Raw genomic sequence first — 16,116 nt, 5'->3', positions numbered from 1 at the left:
CTATAGTTCCTCGTTAGCTTAATTCCTCCAGTTATTGAATTACGTCACGGAGTGCAAGAGAATCTTCTACTGAAAGCTTTCTGTACAAATTTTGAGCCTCAATATAAACTTCCGCGAATTCATTCGTAAACCAAACATCATACCAAACAGATAATGCTTCACTACCATCAGTAGGTTCGAAATAAATTTTATAATCGGGCGGTATAGTCATGCTAATCTTCGATTTTTTCCAATCCCCTTTTTTTAACACCGATTTGATGGCTAGAACTGTATTCTTATCTGTAACCTCTTTGTGTTTTTCGTGTTTGTTTTCTGTTCCGGAGCGTTTGAGAACTACCAACTTGTCATTGTTTATCTGCTGTTTGCTTTGGCAGCCTACACATATAAGCATCATTGAAAAGATCAAAATTAAAATCGATCTACCCATTAAATCCCACCTCCTGTATTAATATATGAACGAAATCTATTAGCCAAAAGTTACAAAAGCTTTTTCGGGAAATTGTTAAACTAGTCTGACCGTTAGCGTAATACCTTTTTCAACTTTTGGACAAGGCAAAATGCTGTGAAGAAAAACATCGTCATGGGGCATATTATTTGGGGGTGAAAATTACATGTTTGGAAAGATACTCAGCTTACTTATCCTGTTTTGTTTTTTTACAACATTTGCACAAGCGTCACCATTAATGAAAATTGAAACCATACCTGTTCCTGAAGGTAACTGGACATATATTCCAGATGGTAGCGGGGAAATGAAAATTCATGTTACAACCTCTTATGCAAAGAAAATAAAAGTGTGGAGAGTTCCAACTGGAACGCAACAATGGGTAAATCGAAAACTCATTTGTGAAGAATCAGGCTTCAAAACTGATTGGATTTGTGTTTGGAAATATGATAAAGACGATACAATACACGACCATTTTGTAGTTGAAGTATTTGGTGAAGATTGGCGTATCCAAGATAGTATCAATGTCACTCGTAGACATTCTAAAAATCATCCTCAATAAAGTTTTGACTGATTGCGTTCTTCTGCCCTTAGCTTAACGCGGCTGCCGTTAAATATCGGCAGCCGCGTCTTGTTAGTTGTTTGAGCTATCATTCTGCGTTAGTTCAATTGTCTTTATTTAAATACCAAAAACTTTTGGGCACATTTTAAACACCTTACCCATGAATGCTGAAACTAACATTGGATATAATAATTGGCAGGAGGTGGAAAGGTGAAAAAAGTAATAATAATGAGCTTTCTAATACTAGCGTTTACGATGCCATTTGCTCAGGCGAACGAACTTGAAAAGTATCCTAGTAATGCGGAAAAAAATTTCCTTGGAGCTGACGATTATTATCATCAAGTGAATCGTAGTGAATATACTGAATATCCAGATTCCGTATTTAAACTCAGGGAGAAGGTTTTGTACAAGGATATTAACAAAGTGTTCTCCAATGTCCCTAAACAATTCAATACAACATCTGGAGTAGGTGACGGTGTTGGATATAATCCCAAAAGACAAGTGTACGTCTTTTTTTCTGCCAAATACGTAAATAAAAAACTTTTTTCTCAATATGCTGTTTATGATGCAGAGACTGGTCGAAAGATTTCATCAGCCAAACAAATACTTTAATTACGAGCTGCTTTTGCAGCTCCTTTTTTTTGAATATTTCACCACGCTCTTCTGCCTGTTAGCTTAAAAAGGAAATTCTTCACGAAACGAAAAAGAGGGCGCCATTGAGCGCCCTTCAATTCCATAGTAATCCTCGACGCGCCTGCTACCTCCTATAGTCTGGGTTTCCACATACGTAATTTGCTGGTTTGTCTTCGTTGATTGAGTACTCTTTAATAACCCAATTTCCCGTGGGATAATTGGATATTTTTACTGTGACAATGTCGTTAGGCGGGTTATGTGCACCTTTGAAAGTCATCGCTTCCAATGTTACCTCAAAGTAAAATTGACCTTGCTCTAATCTCTTAATTTCTAAAATTTTTTGGCATTGAATCCCCAAACCATGACCTACGCCAAATTGTTTATCAAGGACTTGAGATATACTTGGTAACAGTTCATGAATAAGTGCATCATGAAGGATCTCTTTTTGTAGCCCCTTAGCATTTGGCGATTCTGTATCAGCTTGTATTGATGATGAAAATGCAAAAAAGAGAAGAAGGAAGATTATCCATTTTTTCATTAGAACAACACCTACCTTTTTTGATTATTATCCCCATTGAACAGAATACTATTAAGTTTTTGCCTGATCGATGGCGCCCTCCAATACTGAACTATCGTTAACCGTTAGCACAATAAAGCACTCGCTTTGTATTATAATAAATTCTGCAATATCGTCTCCAATTGCATACCCCTCGATCCCTTCAGCAGGATTACATCGTCTTGCTTTACCATGTTCCTTAATTTCTTAGTTAACTCTTTTTTGTCCGGAAATGCCTGGACACAACCGTTGTGAAATCTTTTTTCTGCTTCTAATGCGATATGCTTACCGAGAGTGCCGACCGTATAAATAAAATCAATTTTAGTCGGATCAATATTCCTCCCTATGTCCCGATGAAATTCTTGCTCTTGTTCACCTAGTTCAAGCATGTCTCCTAAGACTAAAAACTTTCTTGCATAACCGGTTAATTCTTCAAAGGTTTTTATTGCAGCGGTCATAGAATTGGGGCTAGCATTCCATGCATCATTAATTATGGTAAATCCAAAGGGTGAGACTACCTTCTCCATTCTCATACCAGTTATTTTCAAATTTCTAAAACCCGCATCCATTTCGGCGGGACCTATACCTAGTATTGACGCGACAGCAATTGTCGCTAGTGCGTTTGACACATTATGTGTACCCAGCAGAGGTATGTAAAACTTATCGTCACCGACTGTAAAAAAGGATCCTTCTGAGTTTGTTAGAGTGGTTCCGACACAGTAGTCATTAGTGTCGCCTTCACCAAAGCAAATAGCAGAGATCGGTTTCTTGACTCTAATTATATTAAGTCCATTGGTTAACAATGGCTCATCTCCGTTGTAGATTAGAACTCCATTATCTTGCAAGCCATTGACAATCTCTAATTTTGCGGCAGCAATTTCTTCCCTTGATCCAAGACTCGATAAGTGAGACACACCAATCATAGTTATGACAGCAACATCTGGCTGAGCTATTCGGGAGAGTCGATCGATTTGACCACTCTCACTCATCCCCATTTCAATTACTGCAACTTCTGCGTTCTTATCTATATCTAATATGGTCAAGGGAACTCCAATTTGGCTATTTAAATTCCCCACAGTTTTATGAACTCGGTATTTTGTCTGCACCACGGAATTTATCATATCTTTTGTGGTTGTCTTACCATTGCTACCAGTAACACCAATTACTTTTATTGATAATTCCCTTCGATAATTAGCAGCCAGAATTTGAAGTGCTTTCAAACAATCATCAACATAAATTAGCGGTACATGAACAGGTGGGTTGGGATGATCCTTTTGCCATAAAGAGGCTATCGCTCCTTTAGATATTGCTTCCTCCACGTAATCGTGACCGTCCAATTGTCTTATAATTGGAATAAATAAATTATGTTTCTGTATTGTTCTAGAATCAATGGAAACACCTTGAATTATGAGGTCATCATATACATTAGATAGTCCATTCCCTTCGGACATCGTTTCAATAACTTTTAATTTATGGCAAATCACAGAACCACCGCCAATCAATTTTTTACTTACCGAATTATTAAGTTCTCTTACAATAAGCATATTCTTTCCATGTTAATACTAAACAAAATTATTTTATTAATTCAAGATAATCCCGTTACTTCAACAAAAAAGGAACAGTTGCTAGCCGCGGCGAACTGTCCCAAGTCTTTAACTAACGTTTCCGTTAGCTTAATCTAATAAGCAAAATGATATTTATAAATGTCATTGCTTCTGTGGTTCTTTTAAACGATCATTAATTATTTTATTCATATCAGTTTCGATCCATCGCTTTAAATCGGGCGATCTTAATCTAAAGACTTTATTTTCAAATGAAATGGTCACCTGATCACTTACTGATACTTCTGTTGCCATCCACCCGTTTGGGACTTCTATCGAAATGGAATCAAAAGCATCTACAATCCCTATTGATTTTCCATCTCGTGTCTTCATTACAAACTGATTTGGTCCGCCGCCAAAGGATACAGATTGATTACGTGCAGAACTTACAAATTCAGCATGTGAAAGCCAATAAGTAATTTTGGCAACTGTTATCTTTTGCATGTTATTATTTAAGTCCATCTGAATTGGTTCTTTATTTGGACCTGGTGGTCCACCAATATCTATTTCTGCCGAAATAACATCTTCAATAGTAGGGAACTCTACCGTGTTTTGCTTTCTTTTTTGACCATCTTGAAATAATGCAAGCCCTAAGATCAATGCGAGAAATATCACACATAAGATAGCCCCAATTTTATATTTCAATGTTATCTTGTCACTCCTATCATCTAATTTAACTTAACCAGTATAGAATATTAGACGCAATAGGAATTATCATAGTTGCATTAACCTGTTACTTTAATAAAAACAAAAGAAGAACTGCCGCGAAGCAAGCCCCTTAACTATAGTTCTGCGTTAGCTTAATGAGATAACATAAGTTCTTATTTATCATCTAACTTAAAGTAAAAGTCTTCTAGCATTATCGTATCTTTAAAATGTAAATACCACGTGTCTTCCTTCGCATTATAATTAACAGATTTCACTGCAATAATCTTGTGCATGTCCGTCTTTAATTTTTCTTCTTGAAGTGCCTTTTGTAGCATATATTCCTCTGTACGATCGGCTTCTTTAGGACGAACCGTTGTTTGTTCTATCACTTTGTGGGCAATTTCCCTGCCTGGGTAAGGCAGTGTGTAATTTCCACGCTCTGCCCATACTTTAACTTTATCGCCAATGACTAGTGTATCTGAAACATTTGAGAACCAGATTGCATTGTAAAACTCTTGACCCTTGCCGTGACTGTAATCAACAGCTACACTACTTACAACAAGTATTTCTCCTGCTTTCTTATCAACAATATAACCTTCAATTCCAGGTTCACCCAACCGATCCATTGCATAGAGGACATTTTCCCCAACAGGATCGGTTACATTATCATTAGGCTCTAAGTCTTGTGCATCGCTCCAATATATAACCGCCAAATTCTTTTGAAAAGTGACTTGAGGTTGCGCAGAGAACTTGACTATATCCTTAATTTGATCAAAAGCTTCGAGTCCTATTTTCCGTTCCTCATCTGATTTAAATTCATAAACGTAGAGGTTTTTCTTTGGGTTCACTTCTTCATGGAACATTAATGATGCTGTAAATATTGAAGGCTTTACCCCCGAGAGAATAAACATCTCGTGAGTCCCCTCTCCTTTTGATGCAAGAAATGTACCTTCTTCTTGCATTACTTGTTTAAAGTCGTCCAATTTCAAAAAATTAACTGGTTTTTCACTTACCTTTTCAGCTAATTGTTCATTAACTACCGCTTTCTCACCACAATCAGCAGTTAAAAATACAAAAACTATCGGTAAAATCCATTTTATTAGTTTATTCATATTGTTTCCCCTCTAAGCTGTCGATAGATTATAGAGTAATTAGAATTACAAAAAAAGTATTCCAAATTTTACTTTCATGCAATCATACCCTCTTCTTAGTTGCAATTCATCACTTATTCGGTTGGAAAATAGAAAATCCTTTGTTTATCCTGTGGGAATTTATTGTAAGTATTCTGCCCTCTACTTCAACAGACAACGGCAGCCGATCGTGTGCCGGCTGCCGTTATGTCGTGATTGAATTTAGTTACCCCAAAAGTGCATTTACTGTCGCTTGACTTCTTCCTTCATCGTTATGGACCAATCTACGTTGGTATAAAGTCGATCCACTACCGTGCGAATCAGCTGGAGCCGATCTGGTATTGCGGTTAGGCCTTCGGCACGGAAATCGAATGCCCCTCCTAGTTGTGCTCCGCCCAGTATTATATAACCATTTTTCCACCCTGATGCTTCCGTGGTCGAGGCACCGCGTTTAGTGATCATATAATCTTTGTTGTTATTAGGAAGTCTTAATATCCATTGGCTGTAGCTATCTTCATTCCGTAATCTTCCGCTCAGATGTAAGGCACCCTCGGCTTCTTTTCCATTTGTATTCGGTGGGGACTCTACTGTGAAATCTACTAACATGAGATTATCACCGTCAAATCGGAAAGGAACTGGTTGATCTTTTAAATTGGTAGGTTCAAACTGGACCGATGCACCATCACGTTCTGAGACAAAATAACCATCTAACACGAAAGTATAGGGGGTGTCTTGCGGCAAATATTTGAACGTATAGCTCCAATGCATCAATCCAGGCTTGTCGCCGGGGAGGTGGGACTCCGTCATCAAACTGTCTCTATGCCACCCCTTTCTCGTGTTGACACTATGAATCTCGGCTCCCTGCATATCCTCGAAATGAAACTTCAAGCCTTGTTGCTTCCATAATTCACCAGGTGAGCGGACTCGTGCTTCCTCATCGAGTTCGGTATCGAGCTCTAACCGGATACCCTGCACCATCCGGGTCAAGCTCTTCAAGCGAACCGTCATACCGCCCGGAGCTGTATAACTTCCCTTCAATGGAGTAACGGTCGTTTTTTTATTAGCTTCTTTCATATCGATTGAAAAATTGAAGTTCCATTGTCCTTTAAGATAAGGGACATTTTGGATTTCGTTGCCTAACTGGGTAATACGACCTTCTATCGTAATCCTTTCTGTTTGAAGAGGTTTTGGAAAGTTGGCGACCAGATAGTAATAATCATTCGTCATTCCCATGTCATACATATTTCCAACGATTTGTCCCTTATCGTCCCTAATCTTAATGCTGTTTTCCGGAGTCAAAACAAGCCTTTCTCTGTCATGTTTTCCATCTGGCCCGAACAACTGTAGTGCCAGGATAACTCTGGTAGGGTCTGCTACCGCTTCATCAATTTTGAAAGTGTAACCTTTATCTTTAACCTTAATGTTCGGATGCTCCACCAGACCAAACTCTTGCGCCCGAAGTAGCCCGATGTCGACGTTATCACGCGTAAATAGGGAACGGAGCGTCTCCGCCAGTGTTGGACCGGAATACAAAATTACGGTACTAAAAAGAATCAATAGCGAAGCCACTCCGATCGATAGCTTCCAAAAGTTTGCGCCTCTTTGCTTGAACAAGCTTTTTCCAGCATCTGTAGGTGGAGTTTCGTTGATGGTCTCGGGCTCATGTGAGCCTACGATCGTCGTCATTGTTGCTGGCAGCGATTCTTTCATTGTATATGTCTCCAGATCTACTTGCTCCAGCGCTGCCATCACTTTGGTAGTAAACGAATCAGGTAAGGCTTCCGAGAACAACCTTTGTGACCATCTTGCTTGCTGTTCGAGTTTGTCATGGTAAAGGGAACGGCACCTCGGGCAGGTGGCGATATGCTCGGCCATTTGTTGTTTATGGGACGAAGGATCTTCCAGGACGTATTCTTCCATCTCAACGGGGCTTAAGCATTCCATCGGTCCTCACCTCCTCGACAGTCATCATTTGTTTTAATCTCTTTTTGGCCCGATAAAGATCATTTTGGACTTTGTTTATTGGTACATCCAGAACTTCACTCATTTCCACGTAACTCAAATCGTTCGTATAGCGTAGCAGTAGCACGATCCGGTAATTGAGTGGCAACTGCTGGATCAAGACCTGAACCTCCGTGCGCTGCTCCTCCTGAAGCAGAACCATTTCCGGATTTTCACAAGGCGGATGATCGGGAGGTGGATCCGCTAGCCACTCCGTGTGATGTGATCTTCTCCGCATGTCTTTCAGCAGGTTAGCCGCTATGGTATATAACCATGCAGCAAAACTTTTATTTGTGTTGTGCGAAGCCAGTTTTCGGTATGCCTTAATAAAGGTCTCCTGAGTCAGGTCTTGGGCATCCTGGTGATCCGCCCCCATTCCCCTCAGTAGGCCGTATATTTTATTTCTGTATCGGTTCACCACAAAGGCGTAATCCTCTTTACGGCCATCAAGTACACTGCTAATCCATTGTATTTCACTATTTTTCTCATTTCGCTCTAAACATTCCTCCACTGCTAAGCCTCCTTGGAGTTCTATACTATATAGACGAGCAATATTAGCGAAAACTCTCACTCGGGAGACGAAACATTTTTTTTGTAATAAGAAAAAGCCGGCTTTCGCAATGGCCAGCTTTAAGTTATGTAGGTATAGTTATCCGTTAGTTGAACGACTATCGCTTTCAAGTTATCCCTTGCGGACTGGACTTTTTCCTGAAACAAACCGATGGTGGACCATCGGTCCACCATATACAAAGTTGCATTAAACTGCCCGTCCCTCAATAAAAACAAGAATCAGCTGCACCAGCAGATCTGCTCCTTGTTTTGTTCAACTATAGTATCCGTTAAATTTGGGTAATTTTTAGTTTTTTCTCTATTATATCTGTTTTCACATTCCTGCCTAACATATCATCTCAAAAACAGCCTCTAATTCATTCTCTTATTTTTGCGATCCAAGTCGTGTCATCGTCCAGATAAACGAGCACATGCATGGCGTCGATCCAGCGATTTGTCCCAAGCGGATATATGTTGGCTGTGCCTTCTGGTTTTCCGTATGAACTCATAGTTGATGTGGCGGAATCTATGATAAGCAGTATGTTATTGTCCCTCATATCTAGATAAATCTACGTCCAATGATTTTGTACTAGAAGATGAATACTGAGGCGAAACAGTCGTTGTGCTACCCGCATTAGAAGGGTTGGAGAAATCTACATATACCCTCGTCGTAGTTTGGGTGGAAGCATCTACTTCGTCAGATAAGAACGGAACTACTAACTCAAAGATCATTAAGCACAAGAGGAACCTAGTAAGAAACACGCTATGTTTCTTTTTCAAGGCATTGCCCCCTTTTTAGTTAGGCGACCCCAAAATTACTTGATGACCAGATATATCGAAACCTATCCCATTTTTGATATTATTTTTGGGATAGTAAGCTGAAACCCATCCTATATACTCAGCCGATTGTTTAAAAAGTATAGGGCTACGTAAAGGGTTGGTTGACACAACCAATCCACTAGCATCTTGAAGACTGAAATTCTGCATAACAGATATAGATGAATCCTTATTTGCAGTCGAATCCACCAGAACTCTTAATTGAACTGATACAACATAATTGTCTTCTAACTTACTGAATGGTGGTTTAATAGCAAGATCAATCAAATTCATATAAGGGTCGGCTAAATTAGAAGGGTCAATAATAATAACCTTCTCAATTTTTGCGCTCACACCCTGAGCAATAGCAACCCTCTCTCCTAAACCCATCGGTTTGAGACCCAACACCGACTTAATGTTTGTTCCCGTAGACATGACCTCTGCTTTAGCAACAGCATCCTTGTCTATTGGCAATGGATTACCGCTACGCTTCGTCAGGACACGTTCTACAATCGTCACCGATTCAGCCCTAGTAGTTGTACCATCCTCATCCAAAGCACCGTCAGACCTACCTTGAATCAATCCCATGGTTGTAGCCTCTAACATTGTTGCTCTTGGTGAATTGATATCTACCGCATGAACTGAAATGGAAGCCATTTCTGAACGTGTGATAGCATCATTCATCTTGTTAGTATTGAAGCTACCCCATAAGATTCCTGCGTCCTTCATGTTCTTGATATAAACATCATACCAATTATCACTTTTAACAGGATCGCTCTTAAGACCGATTGCGACTGAAATCATTTTGATGAATTCAGCGCGGCTTACTTGACGTTCAGGCCGAAAAGAGTTATCTTCGTAACCCTCCACATAGCCCTTTGATATCGCTGTTTCAATTGCTGTTTTCCCCCAGTGATTTCCAATATCCGTCAGAGTAACTTTTGAAGCTCCTACTTTATCAGCCAATGTGGGGACTGCATTCAATGCAGAGAGAAGTAATACACCTGCAGAAACAGTTAAAAATTTCTTCTTCATGTTCAGTAATTTTTTCATATTATCACTCCTTTAGCCCATTAAAGATATCTTTAGTGAAATAATGCTTAAATTTTGTTTATACTCTTGGTTAATCACATATAAGTATTCCTTTTCACCTATAATAATTTTTCTTGTCTTTTTCTTCATAATCTGAATACCTATTGAATTTGTTTTAGTTTTTTATACATAATTTATTCAAGACAGTCCCTACATTATCCTGCCCTTTAGCTTAATAAGGAAATTCTTCGCGAAACGAAAAAAGAAGACGCCATTTAGCGCCCCTTCAATTGGTTTTTCATAAACTTGGGATGCATTTAAAATCAGCCGGGCGTACATCCTTCTTGTAATTTACAAGATAATATAGAGCTGACACCGTATCGTTTTTTAAATTTAACTCAACGTACTCACCAGTGCTTCTAAGGATTCCAACCGTTATCTCAAAATACTTTTGACCATGTATGGCATCGACTGGCAGCTCTTTTGCTCGCTTTCTCGAAGCGGTTACTCGTTCATTAATCGAGACAATACGTATGCATTTGTACTGCGTGTATTGTTCGTGATAAATGCTTTGCAGAGAAGAATACACAACTGGATGCAATTGCTGTAATAAAGCTTGCTCAAGAGATTCTTCTCGCGGCTCAGCATATACGGTAGCTGCCCCAAGAACAAATAGTGAACTAGTTAAGATAATTAAATTAATCTTAAACGAACTCAACCGACATCACCTCAGAGATAGTTTCTCCAGCAATACGAATAAGTATGTAAAAAACAGGGAACAACTGGCGCAAACAATTAGATAGTCGCTAGCACTTCGACATCCGCCATAGTGTTAGGGGTCCCTGCGTTTAACTATCGTGTCCCGTTAGCTCAATGGGCACACCCATCAGTCTAAATCTTTATCTTATCGGTCGAGTTGAGAATAAGATACAGTTTCCGTGCGACATTAAAGGCATCTATTTCACTGCAAGACCAATCTTGTTTAATGAAATCCATCCCTTTTGTTGGGCTATCGCTTCTTCGAGGAATAAAATGTACATGAAAATGTGGGACACCATCAATCGTTACTAGTGAGTACACACGTTCTGCTTCAGTGACTTGTTTGAGGGCAGAATACAACTTCTTAATCAATACTCCGTACGATCCAGCTTCTTCTTCTGACATATCGGAAAAGTCGAGAAAGTGACGCTTGGATTCTAAAACTATTCGCCCTAAAACAGATTGTTGTGCAGGAAAATGGCAAACCATCCAGTGCTCATCTTCGTAAATGTACCCACCAGGTGGTTGGTTTATATTACCTAAATGCTTGTCACATATAAAACATGACATTTGAATCACCGCCTCATTTAATTGGTAATTGGTAATTCAGTAATGAAGTTTTACATCTCTCAAATTCCCCATAAAAATTGCTTTTTAATACGGGTCTAAGGCAAATTGTATATAAACGTATTGTTTGCGAACACAGCAAAAACCCAACTTGTTAAAGTACTAATTCGTGAGAAATATTGAATTTCCTTTTTATGTAATATAATGCAATTGCTCTTATTGTGCAATTCTGCCCGATAGCGTAACGAGACTGCCCTATCATTCACGTGGCAGCCTCGAGGGTGTTTTATTCAGCTAAAAGTTCCGTTAGTTTAATGACTTGCTCATATTAAATGGGATTTCATTTTTATAAGCTTTTGTGTATTTCTTAATTAGTTCTTTTTTTGCTTCTTCATTGGCAATTAGAATGTCGCCGTATACAGGTACTAAGGTATTCCAATTCTCTTCCTTCAAATGTTTCGTTACAAATAAATATGATTGTCCCTCGTGAAGTAATTGGTCATTTTCAATTAGTATTAATTCATTTCTTTTGAATCCACCTTGTTGATTTACGATTACTGTACCGTTAAATATACCTTTTACATTATCAGAAACTTCCACTTTAAATTGAGTTTCAGGAGCTCTATCTAATGATTTAGTACCATCCTTTTTTATAACTTTACCGACAAATACATTATCTGCCCACCCGACAAGTCTGCGTGTATCGGTTACATCAAAAGAGTTGGATGATGCGATTGTTCTGACAACAGGATTTTCCGGGTGATTGTTTGTAAAGTAGTTAGGTGCAAAAATCGCTAAAGCAAAAGAAGCAGCTATTATAGTGACAATAACAAATAACCACCTACGTTTAAAATTTCTCATCTCTAATTTTGCTTCGGTTACCCCTATTTTACTTTTTTCATATGGAATTTCAATTGTATTCAGTCCTTGTTTAAATTTATTGCTCATCTACACCGTCTCATTTCCTTTCTATACGGACTTTATTAAAGCTCGGTATAAAACTGTTTCCACATAATCCTATTGATTTATACTTATGACTTGGAATGTACATTCAATACGTGTGTGGTTTTATATTTTCAGTGCTACTTCCGTAGGAAGTTAAGTCAACCACTTAACGGCTTATTCATTGCAAGCATCCACCACGCTTTACTGCCCGTTAGCGTAATACCTTTTTCAACTTTTGGACAAGGCAAAATGCTGTGAAGAAAAACATCGTCATGGGGCATATTATTTGGGGGTGAAAATTACATGTTTGGAAAGATACTCAGCTTACTTATCCTGTTTTGTTTTTTTACAACATTTGCACAAGCGTCACCATTAATGAAAATTGAAACCACACCTGTTCCTGAAGGTAACTGGACATATATTCCAGAGGGTAGCGGGGAAATGAAAATTCATGTTACAACCTCTTATGCAAAGAAAATAAAAGTGTGGAGAGTTCCAACTGGAACGCAACAATGGGTAAATCGAAAACTCATTTGTGAAGAATCAGGCTTCAAAACTGATTGGATTTGTGTTTGGAAATATGATAAAGACGATACAATACACGACCATTTTGTAGTTGAAGTATTTGGTGAAGATTGGCGTATCCAAGATAGTATCAATGTCACTCGTAGACATTCTAAAAATCATCCTCAATAAAGTTTTGACTGATTGCGTTCTTCTGCCCTTAGCTTAACGCGGCTGCCGTTAAATATCGGCAGCCGCGTCTTGTTAGTTGTTTGAACTATCATTCTGCGTTAGTTCAATTGTCTTTATTTAAATACCAAAAACTTTTGGGCACATTTTAAACACCTTACCCATGAATGCTGAAACTAACATTGGATATAATAATTGGCAGGAGGTGGAAAGGTGAAAAAAGTAATAATAATGAGCTTTCTAATACTAGCGTTTACGATGCCATTTGCTCAGGCGAACGAACTTGAAAAGTATCCTAGTAATGCGGAAAAAAATTTCCTTGGAGCTGACGATTATTATCAGCAAGTGAATCGTAGTGAATATACTGAATATCCAGATTCCGTATTTAAACTCAGGGAGAAGGTTTTGTACAAGGATATTAACAAAGTGTTCTCCAATGTCCCTAAACAATTGAATACAACATCTGGAGTAGGTGACGGTGTTGGATATAATCCCAAAAGACAAGTGTACGTCTTTTTTTCCGCCAAATACGTAAATAAAAAACTTTTTTCTCAATATGCTGTTTTTGATGCAGAGACTGGTCGAAAGATTTCATCAGCCAAACAAATACTTTAATTACGAGCTGCTTTTACAGCTCCTTTTTTTTGAATATTTCACCACGCTCTTCTGCCCAATAGCTTAACGAGGCTGCCGATCATCGCGGTAGCCTCGTCATGGTATGTTTTATTGCGCTATCATTTTCCGTTTAGTTAAACGAAAAACGACTGATGATGTAGAAACCGAATCCACATGGACACGGCAGGCTTTGCATTATACGATGGATTTAGTCTTCCTTTATTAGCTTCCATAACTTTTTAGAATATACTAACCAAACCTTATAATCACTTATTTCTTCCCTAAAGTCGTATACTTTGTCCATATCTCTGTAATGACCAATAGCGGTTATTGGTATTTTAAATTCAACTTTACTCTTTATAACTCTTGATAAGTCAATGAATAATCCATCTTTCGTGCATTCTAAAAGTACCGATGAAATGTCTTTTGGGATATCGAAAAATTTTCTTCCAGTTAACTTATGAAGTTTCAAAGTAATAACCCTGGCTAAAAGAATTTCATAATCATGTAGGTCTGTAATATAGAGCTTGTTAAACCAGCCATCATCATGTGCAAAATAGGCAAATCGTTTCTTTGGTACATTATGTAATGGCTTTGCAAGGTGACCAAAAAACAATAATTCTGCAATTTGATTGTTGCTTAAGGTGTCCAGGTCCTCCTCTTCCGAGAAATCCACCCAACAAAAATCTCCGTAGCCATAAACATTATTCTCAATTAATTCATTTATTTCTTGCTTCGTAACATAATCAAATCTAGAATGTTGATTCCATTGTGCATTACCAAAATTATGTTTAAGAAGCAAAAGGTTTTCTGGTCTATTATATACACAGTTCATAAATTCATGGAATTCGATTCCATACGAATAAAAACAATTCGTCTGCTGCTTACATATATCAAATCCCTAATTTTCTTTCTATTCTTCATGAGATAGGCCCCTTGAAATGAACGATTTGATTGCTGTATTTATTACGCTGTTTTCGTAAATATTGTTGCTATTTAAAGTGTTCGATTATTAACCGCCTATATGAGAGGAAAGTTGGCTAAACCTCAACCCAAATACGCATAACAAAATAACATGAATGACTATTGAAATAAGAAATAAACGATTGCTTTTTTGTTTGGCTTTTTTACATAACCAAAATGACAGAAGAGGTAGAAAAATAACCAAAACTGGACCTATACCAGAAAGCATTAAAAACATGAAAGCAAAGGCTGAAGAAGGACCAATCCCATGTTCTCTATTTAACGCTATTGATTCTGGGGTGTCTACTAGCGAAACAGTAACAAACAAAATCAGCAGGATGTAGTAAATGTATAAACTAAGGAGACCTAGTACGTTTGTTCCATATTTTTTTAACTTCATTCTCAGCCTACCCCCCCTAATTCACGCACTCGTTCTAAAATGCTGAACGGTCGTAAAATTCACTCGTTTGCAAGAGTCCAACAGCATTTTCTTTTGCTTATCGGTATGTTCGAGCTTCTTGTGTAGCTCCAAAAATCGGAACCAGAACATGTAGTTGTCAATGTACTTGGTTGAAACGCCCTGGAACCTGTTCATCCACTGTTTCAAGCGTGAATGAAATGAATTGACATGCTGGATATGATAAATGGCTTTAGAAACATGCGTTCCTCTAGGCAGGATTTCGTGCGTTAGACCCTTCATTTTGGCAAACTTTTTATAGTTTGTCGCACTATCCGTACAAAGCAAAGACGAGGCAGCGATGTGTCCTCCAATGACTGTATCTATGGCTTCGGCTTTGATACGCCCGCGACCGCCCATTTGACAAATAATGTTTCCGTTACGGTCATACGCAACGATAAGCACAAAGTACAATTTGAAACTTTTCTTAATGAATTAACATTCAAGCGAGAACAAAATACATTGTTAATGATTAGTAAAAAGGGATTATCGACTGCGATGTAGCCATGATCCTTTATGTCTCGTTTTCCAATAGCTGAATCTGAGAAGCGATTGATGTGATCTGCTTTTCTAAAATGCCGCAGGATGCAACTCATTATTTTTGATCTTCAATAACTTAGGATCAAACCTATTGTTCAAGGCATTCATTTGATCATTTGATAGTTTGCCTTCAATCACGATTACTTCCTCTTTTGCATTCCAATAAGCACCGTTTATATCCTTATTGTTCCGTATAGAGAATAAGTAAACACTTATTTCTGTTGCCATATCACGAAGAAATTTCGGTTTATATTTTGCTTTCTTAAAAACTACTTTTTTACCGAATTTTTCTTCTAGCTCTTTGCGAATTTCTATCATTTCTTTTGTATCTTCATTATAAGCAAGGAAGACAATTCTGGGGTTATTTTCGTCTTCATCTTCGTAATAAATCACTGCCTGCTCGGCAAGCGCATCTCCATTCTCATTATTCGGAAATTGTTTGTTTATAGCAGCTTCCAATATTGGCGTAATCTCTCTTTGGAATGCTCCCATTGGACTCTCCTGATACACAGAAGATTCTGTATCAATTTCTCCCCTACAAGCGGTTAGCATCAACACCAACAAGAATATCCATATCGTTCTTTTAAACGTCAATTTTATCTTACCT

Annotated in this window: 18 protein-coding genes and 1 pseudogene; 4 read left to right on the top strand and 15 right to left on the bottom strand. The window is 38.2% G+C overall.

What is annotated here, in order from left to right; all coding sequences use genetic code 11:
* Positions 1-31: 31 nt before the first annotated feature.
* The gene (locus QFZ78_RS01340; protein WP_307443021.1) at positions 32-427 is read right to left on the bottom strand and encodes a hypothetical protein; all 396 of its coding nucleotides are present in this window, start codon (positions 425-427) and stop codon (positions 32-34) included.
* Positions 428-611: 184 nt separating this feature from the next.
* On the opposite strand from QFZ78_RS01340, the gene QFZ78_RS01335 reads away from it, so the two are divergent.
* Positions 612-1,004: a hypothetical protein gene (locus tag QFZ78_RS01335; protein ID WP_307544723.1), complete on the top strand. Its 393-nt coding sequence runs from the start codon at positions 612-614 to the stop codon at positions 1,002-1,004.
* A gap of 210 nt (positions 1,005-1,214) precedes the next feature.
* On the top strand, positions 1,215-1,616 hold the full coding sequence (locus QFZ78_RS01330) for a hypothetical protein (RefSeq protein ID WP_307544722.1): 402 nt from the start codon (positions 1,215-1,217) through the stop codon (positions 1,614-1,616).
* 145 nt (positions 1,617-1,761) lie between these two features.
* Here the strand turns inward: QFZ78_RS01330 and QFZ78_RS01325 are convergent, their stop codons facing one another.
* From QFZ78_RS01325 to QFZ78_RS01280, 10 genes are all read right to left on the bottom strand, one after another.
* Positions 1,762-2,175, bottom strand: coding sequence for a DUF3888 domain-containing protein (locus tag QFZ78_RS01325; RefSeq protein WP_307544720.1), 414 nt, complete (start codon positions 2,173-2,175; stop codon positions 1,762-1,764).
* A gap of 131 nt (positions 2,176-2,306) precedes the next feature.
* On the bottom strand, positions 2,307-3,677 hold the full coding sequence (locus QFZ78_RS01320) for a UDP-N-acetylmuramoyl-tripeptide--D-alanyl-D-alanine ligase (protein ID WP_307544913.1): 1,371 nt from the start codon (positions 3,675-3,677) through the stop codon (positions 2,307-2,309).
* A 222-nt stretch (positions 3,678-3,899) separates the two neighbouring features.
* Complete coding sequence (locus QFZ78_RS01315; RefSeq protein WP_307544718.1) at positions 3,900-4,439, bottom strand: hypothetical protein; 540 nt, start codon at positions 4,437-4,439, stop codon at positions 3,900-3,902.
* A 176-nt stretch (positions 4,440-4,615) separates the two neighbouring features.
* A complete protein-coding gene (locus tag QFZ78_RS01310; protein WP_307544716.1) occupies positions 4,616-5,554 on the bottom strand; it encodes a DUF3221 domain-containing protein in 939 nt (312 codons plus the stop codon).
* Between the two features lie 261 nt (positions 5,555-5,815).
* Positions 5,816-7,516 carry a DUF4179 domain-containing protein gene (locus tag QFZ78_RS01305; protein WP_307544715.1) on the bottom strand — a complete coding sequence of 567 codons (1,701 nt, stop codon included), beginning with the start codon at positions 7,514-7,516 and terminating at the stop codon, positions 5,816-5,818.
* Positions 7,494-8,084: an RNA polymerase sigma factor gene (locus tag QFZ78_RS01300; RefSeq protein WP_307544713.1), complete on the bottom strand. Its 591-nt coding sequence runs from the start codon at positions 8,082-8,084 to the stop codon at positions 7,494-7,496. Before QFZ78_RS01300 ends, QFZ78_RS01305 begins: the two co-directional genes overlap by 23 nt.
* Before the next feature lie 833 nt (positions 8,085-8,917).
* Positions 8,918-9,991, bottom strand: a complete 1,074-nt coding sequence (locus tag QFZ78_RS01295) for an S-layer homology domain-containing protein (RefSeq protein WP_307544711.1) — start codon at positions 9,989-9,991, stop codon at positions 8,918-8,920.
* Positions 9,992-10,268: 277 nt separating this feature from the next.
* The gene (locus QFZ78_RS01290) at positions 10,269-10,688 is read right to left on the bottom strand and encodes a hypothetical protein (RefSeq protein ID WP_307544709.1); all 420 of its coding nucleotides are present in this window, start codon (positions 10,686-10,688) and stop codon (positions 10,269-10,271) included.
* A gap of 173 nt (positions 10,689-10,861) precedes the next feature.
* On the bottom strand, positions 10,862-11,299 hold the full coding sequence (locus tag QFZ78_RS01285; protein ID WP_307544707.1) for an HIT family protein: 438 nt from the start codon (positions 11,297-11,299) through the stop codon (positions 10,862-10,864).
* A gap of 303 nt (positions 11,300-11,602) precedes the next feature.
* A complete protein-coding gene (locus QFZ78_RS01280; RefSeq protein ID WP_307544705.1) occupies positions 11,603-12,244 on the bottom strand; it encodes a hypothetical protein in 642 nt (213 codons plus the stop codon).
* A gap of 300 nt (positions 12,245-12,544) precedes the next feature.
* On the opposite strand from QFZ78_RS01280, the gene QFZ78_RS01275 reads away from it, so the two are divergent.
* Together QFZ78_RS01275 and QFZ78_RS01270 are read left to right on the top strand one after the other, a co-directional pair.
* Positions 12,545-12,937 carry a hypothetical protein gene (locus QFZ78_RS01275; protein WP_307544703.1) on the top strand — a complete coding sequence of 131 codons (393 nt, stop codon included), beginning with the start codon at positions 12,545-12,547 and terminating at the stop codon, positions 12,935-12,937.
* A 210-nt stretch (positions 12,938-13,147) separates the two neighbouring features.
* Positions 13,148-13,549: a hypothetical protein gene (locus tag QFZ78_RS01270; protein WP_307544701.1), complete on the top strand. Its 402-nt coding sequence runs from the start codon at positions 13,148-13,150 to the stop codon at positions 13,547-13,549.
* 208 nt (positions 13,550-13,757) lie between these two features.
* Here QFZ78_RS01270 and QFZ78_RS01265 read toward each other — a convergent pair whose 3' ends face one another.
* The 4 genes and pseudogenes from QFZ78_RS01265 to QFZ78_RS01250 all read right to left on the bottom strand — a co-directional run bounded on the left by QFZ78_RS01265 (position 13,758) and on the right by QFZ78_RS01250 (position 16,103).
* Complete coding sequence (locus QFZ78_RS01265; RefSeq protein ID WP_307544698.1) at positions 13,758-14,225, bottom strand: hypothetical protein; 468 nt, start codon at positions 14,223-14,225, stop codon at positions 13,758-13,760.
* A gap of 336 nt (positions 14,226-14,561) precedes the next feature.
* Positions 14,562-14,912, bottom strand: a complete 351-nt coding sequence (locus QFZ78_RS01260) for a hypothetical protein (protein ID WP_307544696.1) — start codon at positions 14,910-14,912, stop codon at positions 14,562-14,564.
* A 21-nt stretch (positions 14,913-14,933) separates the two neighbouring features.
* Positions 14,934-15,371 (bottom strand): annotated as a pseudogene (locus tag QFZ78_RS01255) (IS1595 family transposase); the annotation flags it as partial.
* A 168-nt stretch (positions 15,372-15,539) separates the two neighbouring features.
* Positions 15,540-16,103, bottom strand: a complete 564-nt coding sequence (locus tag QFZ78_RS01250; RefSeq protein WP_307544694.1) for a hypothetical protein — start codon at positions 16,101-16,103, stop codon at positions 15,540-15,542.
* Between the last annotated feature and the right edge of the window lie 13 nt (positions 16,104-16,116).

Origin of the sequence: Paenibacillus sp. V4I5, from assembly GCF_030817255.1 — a bacterium.
Classification (GTDB): Bacteria; Bacillota; Bacilli; order Paenibacillales; family NBRC-103111; genus Paenibacillus_E.
This window is presented reverse-complemented; position numbering and strand designations above follow the sequence as displayed.

Excerpts from the sequence above, each read along its gene's own strand:
- QFZ78_RS01275 (WP_307544703.1), top strand. The coding sequence starts at position 12,545 with ATGTTTGGAAAGATACTCAGCTTACTTATCCTGTTTTGTTTTTTTACA.
- QFZ78_RS01335 (WP_307544723.1), top strand. The coding sequence starts at position 612 with ATGTTTGGAAAGATACTCAGCTTACTTATCCTGTTTTGTTTTTTTACA.
- QFZ78_RS01310 (WP_307544716.1), bottom strand. The coding sequence starts at position 5,554 with ATGAATAAACTAATAAAATGGATTTTACCGATAGTTTTTGTATTTTTA.
- QFZ78_RS01260 (WP_307544696.1), bottom strand. The coding sequence starts at position 14,912 with ATGAAGTTAAAAAAATATGGAACAAACGTACTAGGTCTCCTTAGTTTA.
- QFZ78_RS01340 (WP_307443021.1), bottom strand. The coding sequence starts at position 427 with ATGGGTAGATCGATTTTAATTTTGATCTTTTCAATGATGCTTATATGT.
- QFZ78_RS01295 (WP_307544711.1), bottom strand. The coding sequence starts at position 9,991 with ATGAAAAAATTACTGAACATGAAGAAGAAATTTTTAACTGTTTCTGCA.
- QFZ78_RS01285 (WP_307544707.1), bottom strand. The coding sequence starts at position 11,299 with ATGTCATGTTTTATATGTGACAAGCATTTAGGTAATATAAACCAACCA.
- QFZ78_RS01325 (WP_307544720.1), bottom strand. The coding sequence starts at position 2,175 with ATGAAAAAATGGATAATCTTCCTTCTTCTCTTTTTTGCATTTTCATCA.
- QFZ78_RS01280 (WP_307544705.1), bottom strand. The coding sequence starts at position 12,244 with ATGAGCAATAAATTTAAACAAGGACTGAATACAATTGAAATTCCATAT.
- QFZ78_RS01305 (WP_307544715.1), bottom strand. The coding sequence starts at position 7,516 with ATGGAATGCTTAAGCCCCGTTGAGATGGAAGAATACGTCCTGGAAGAT.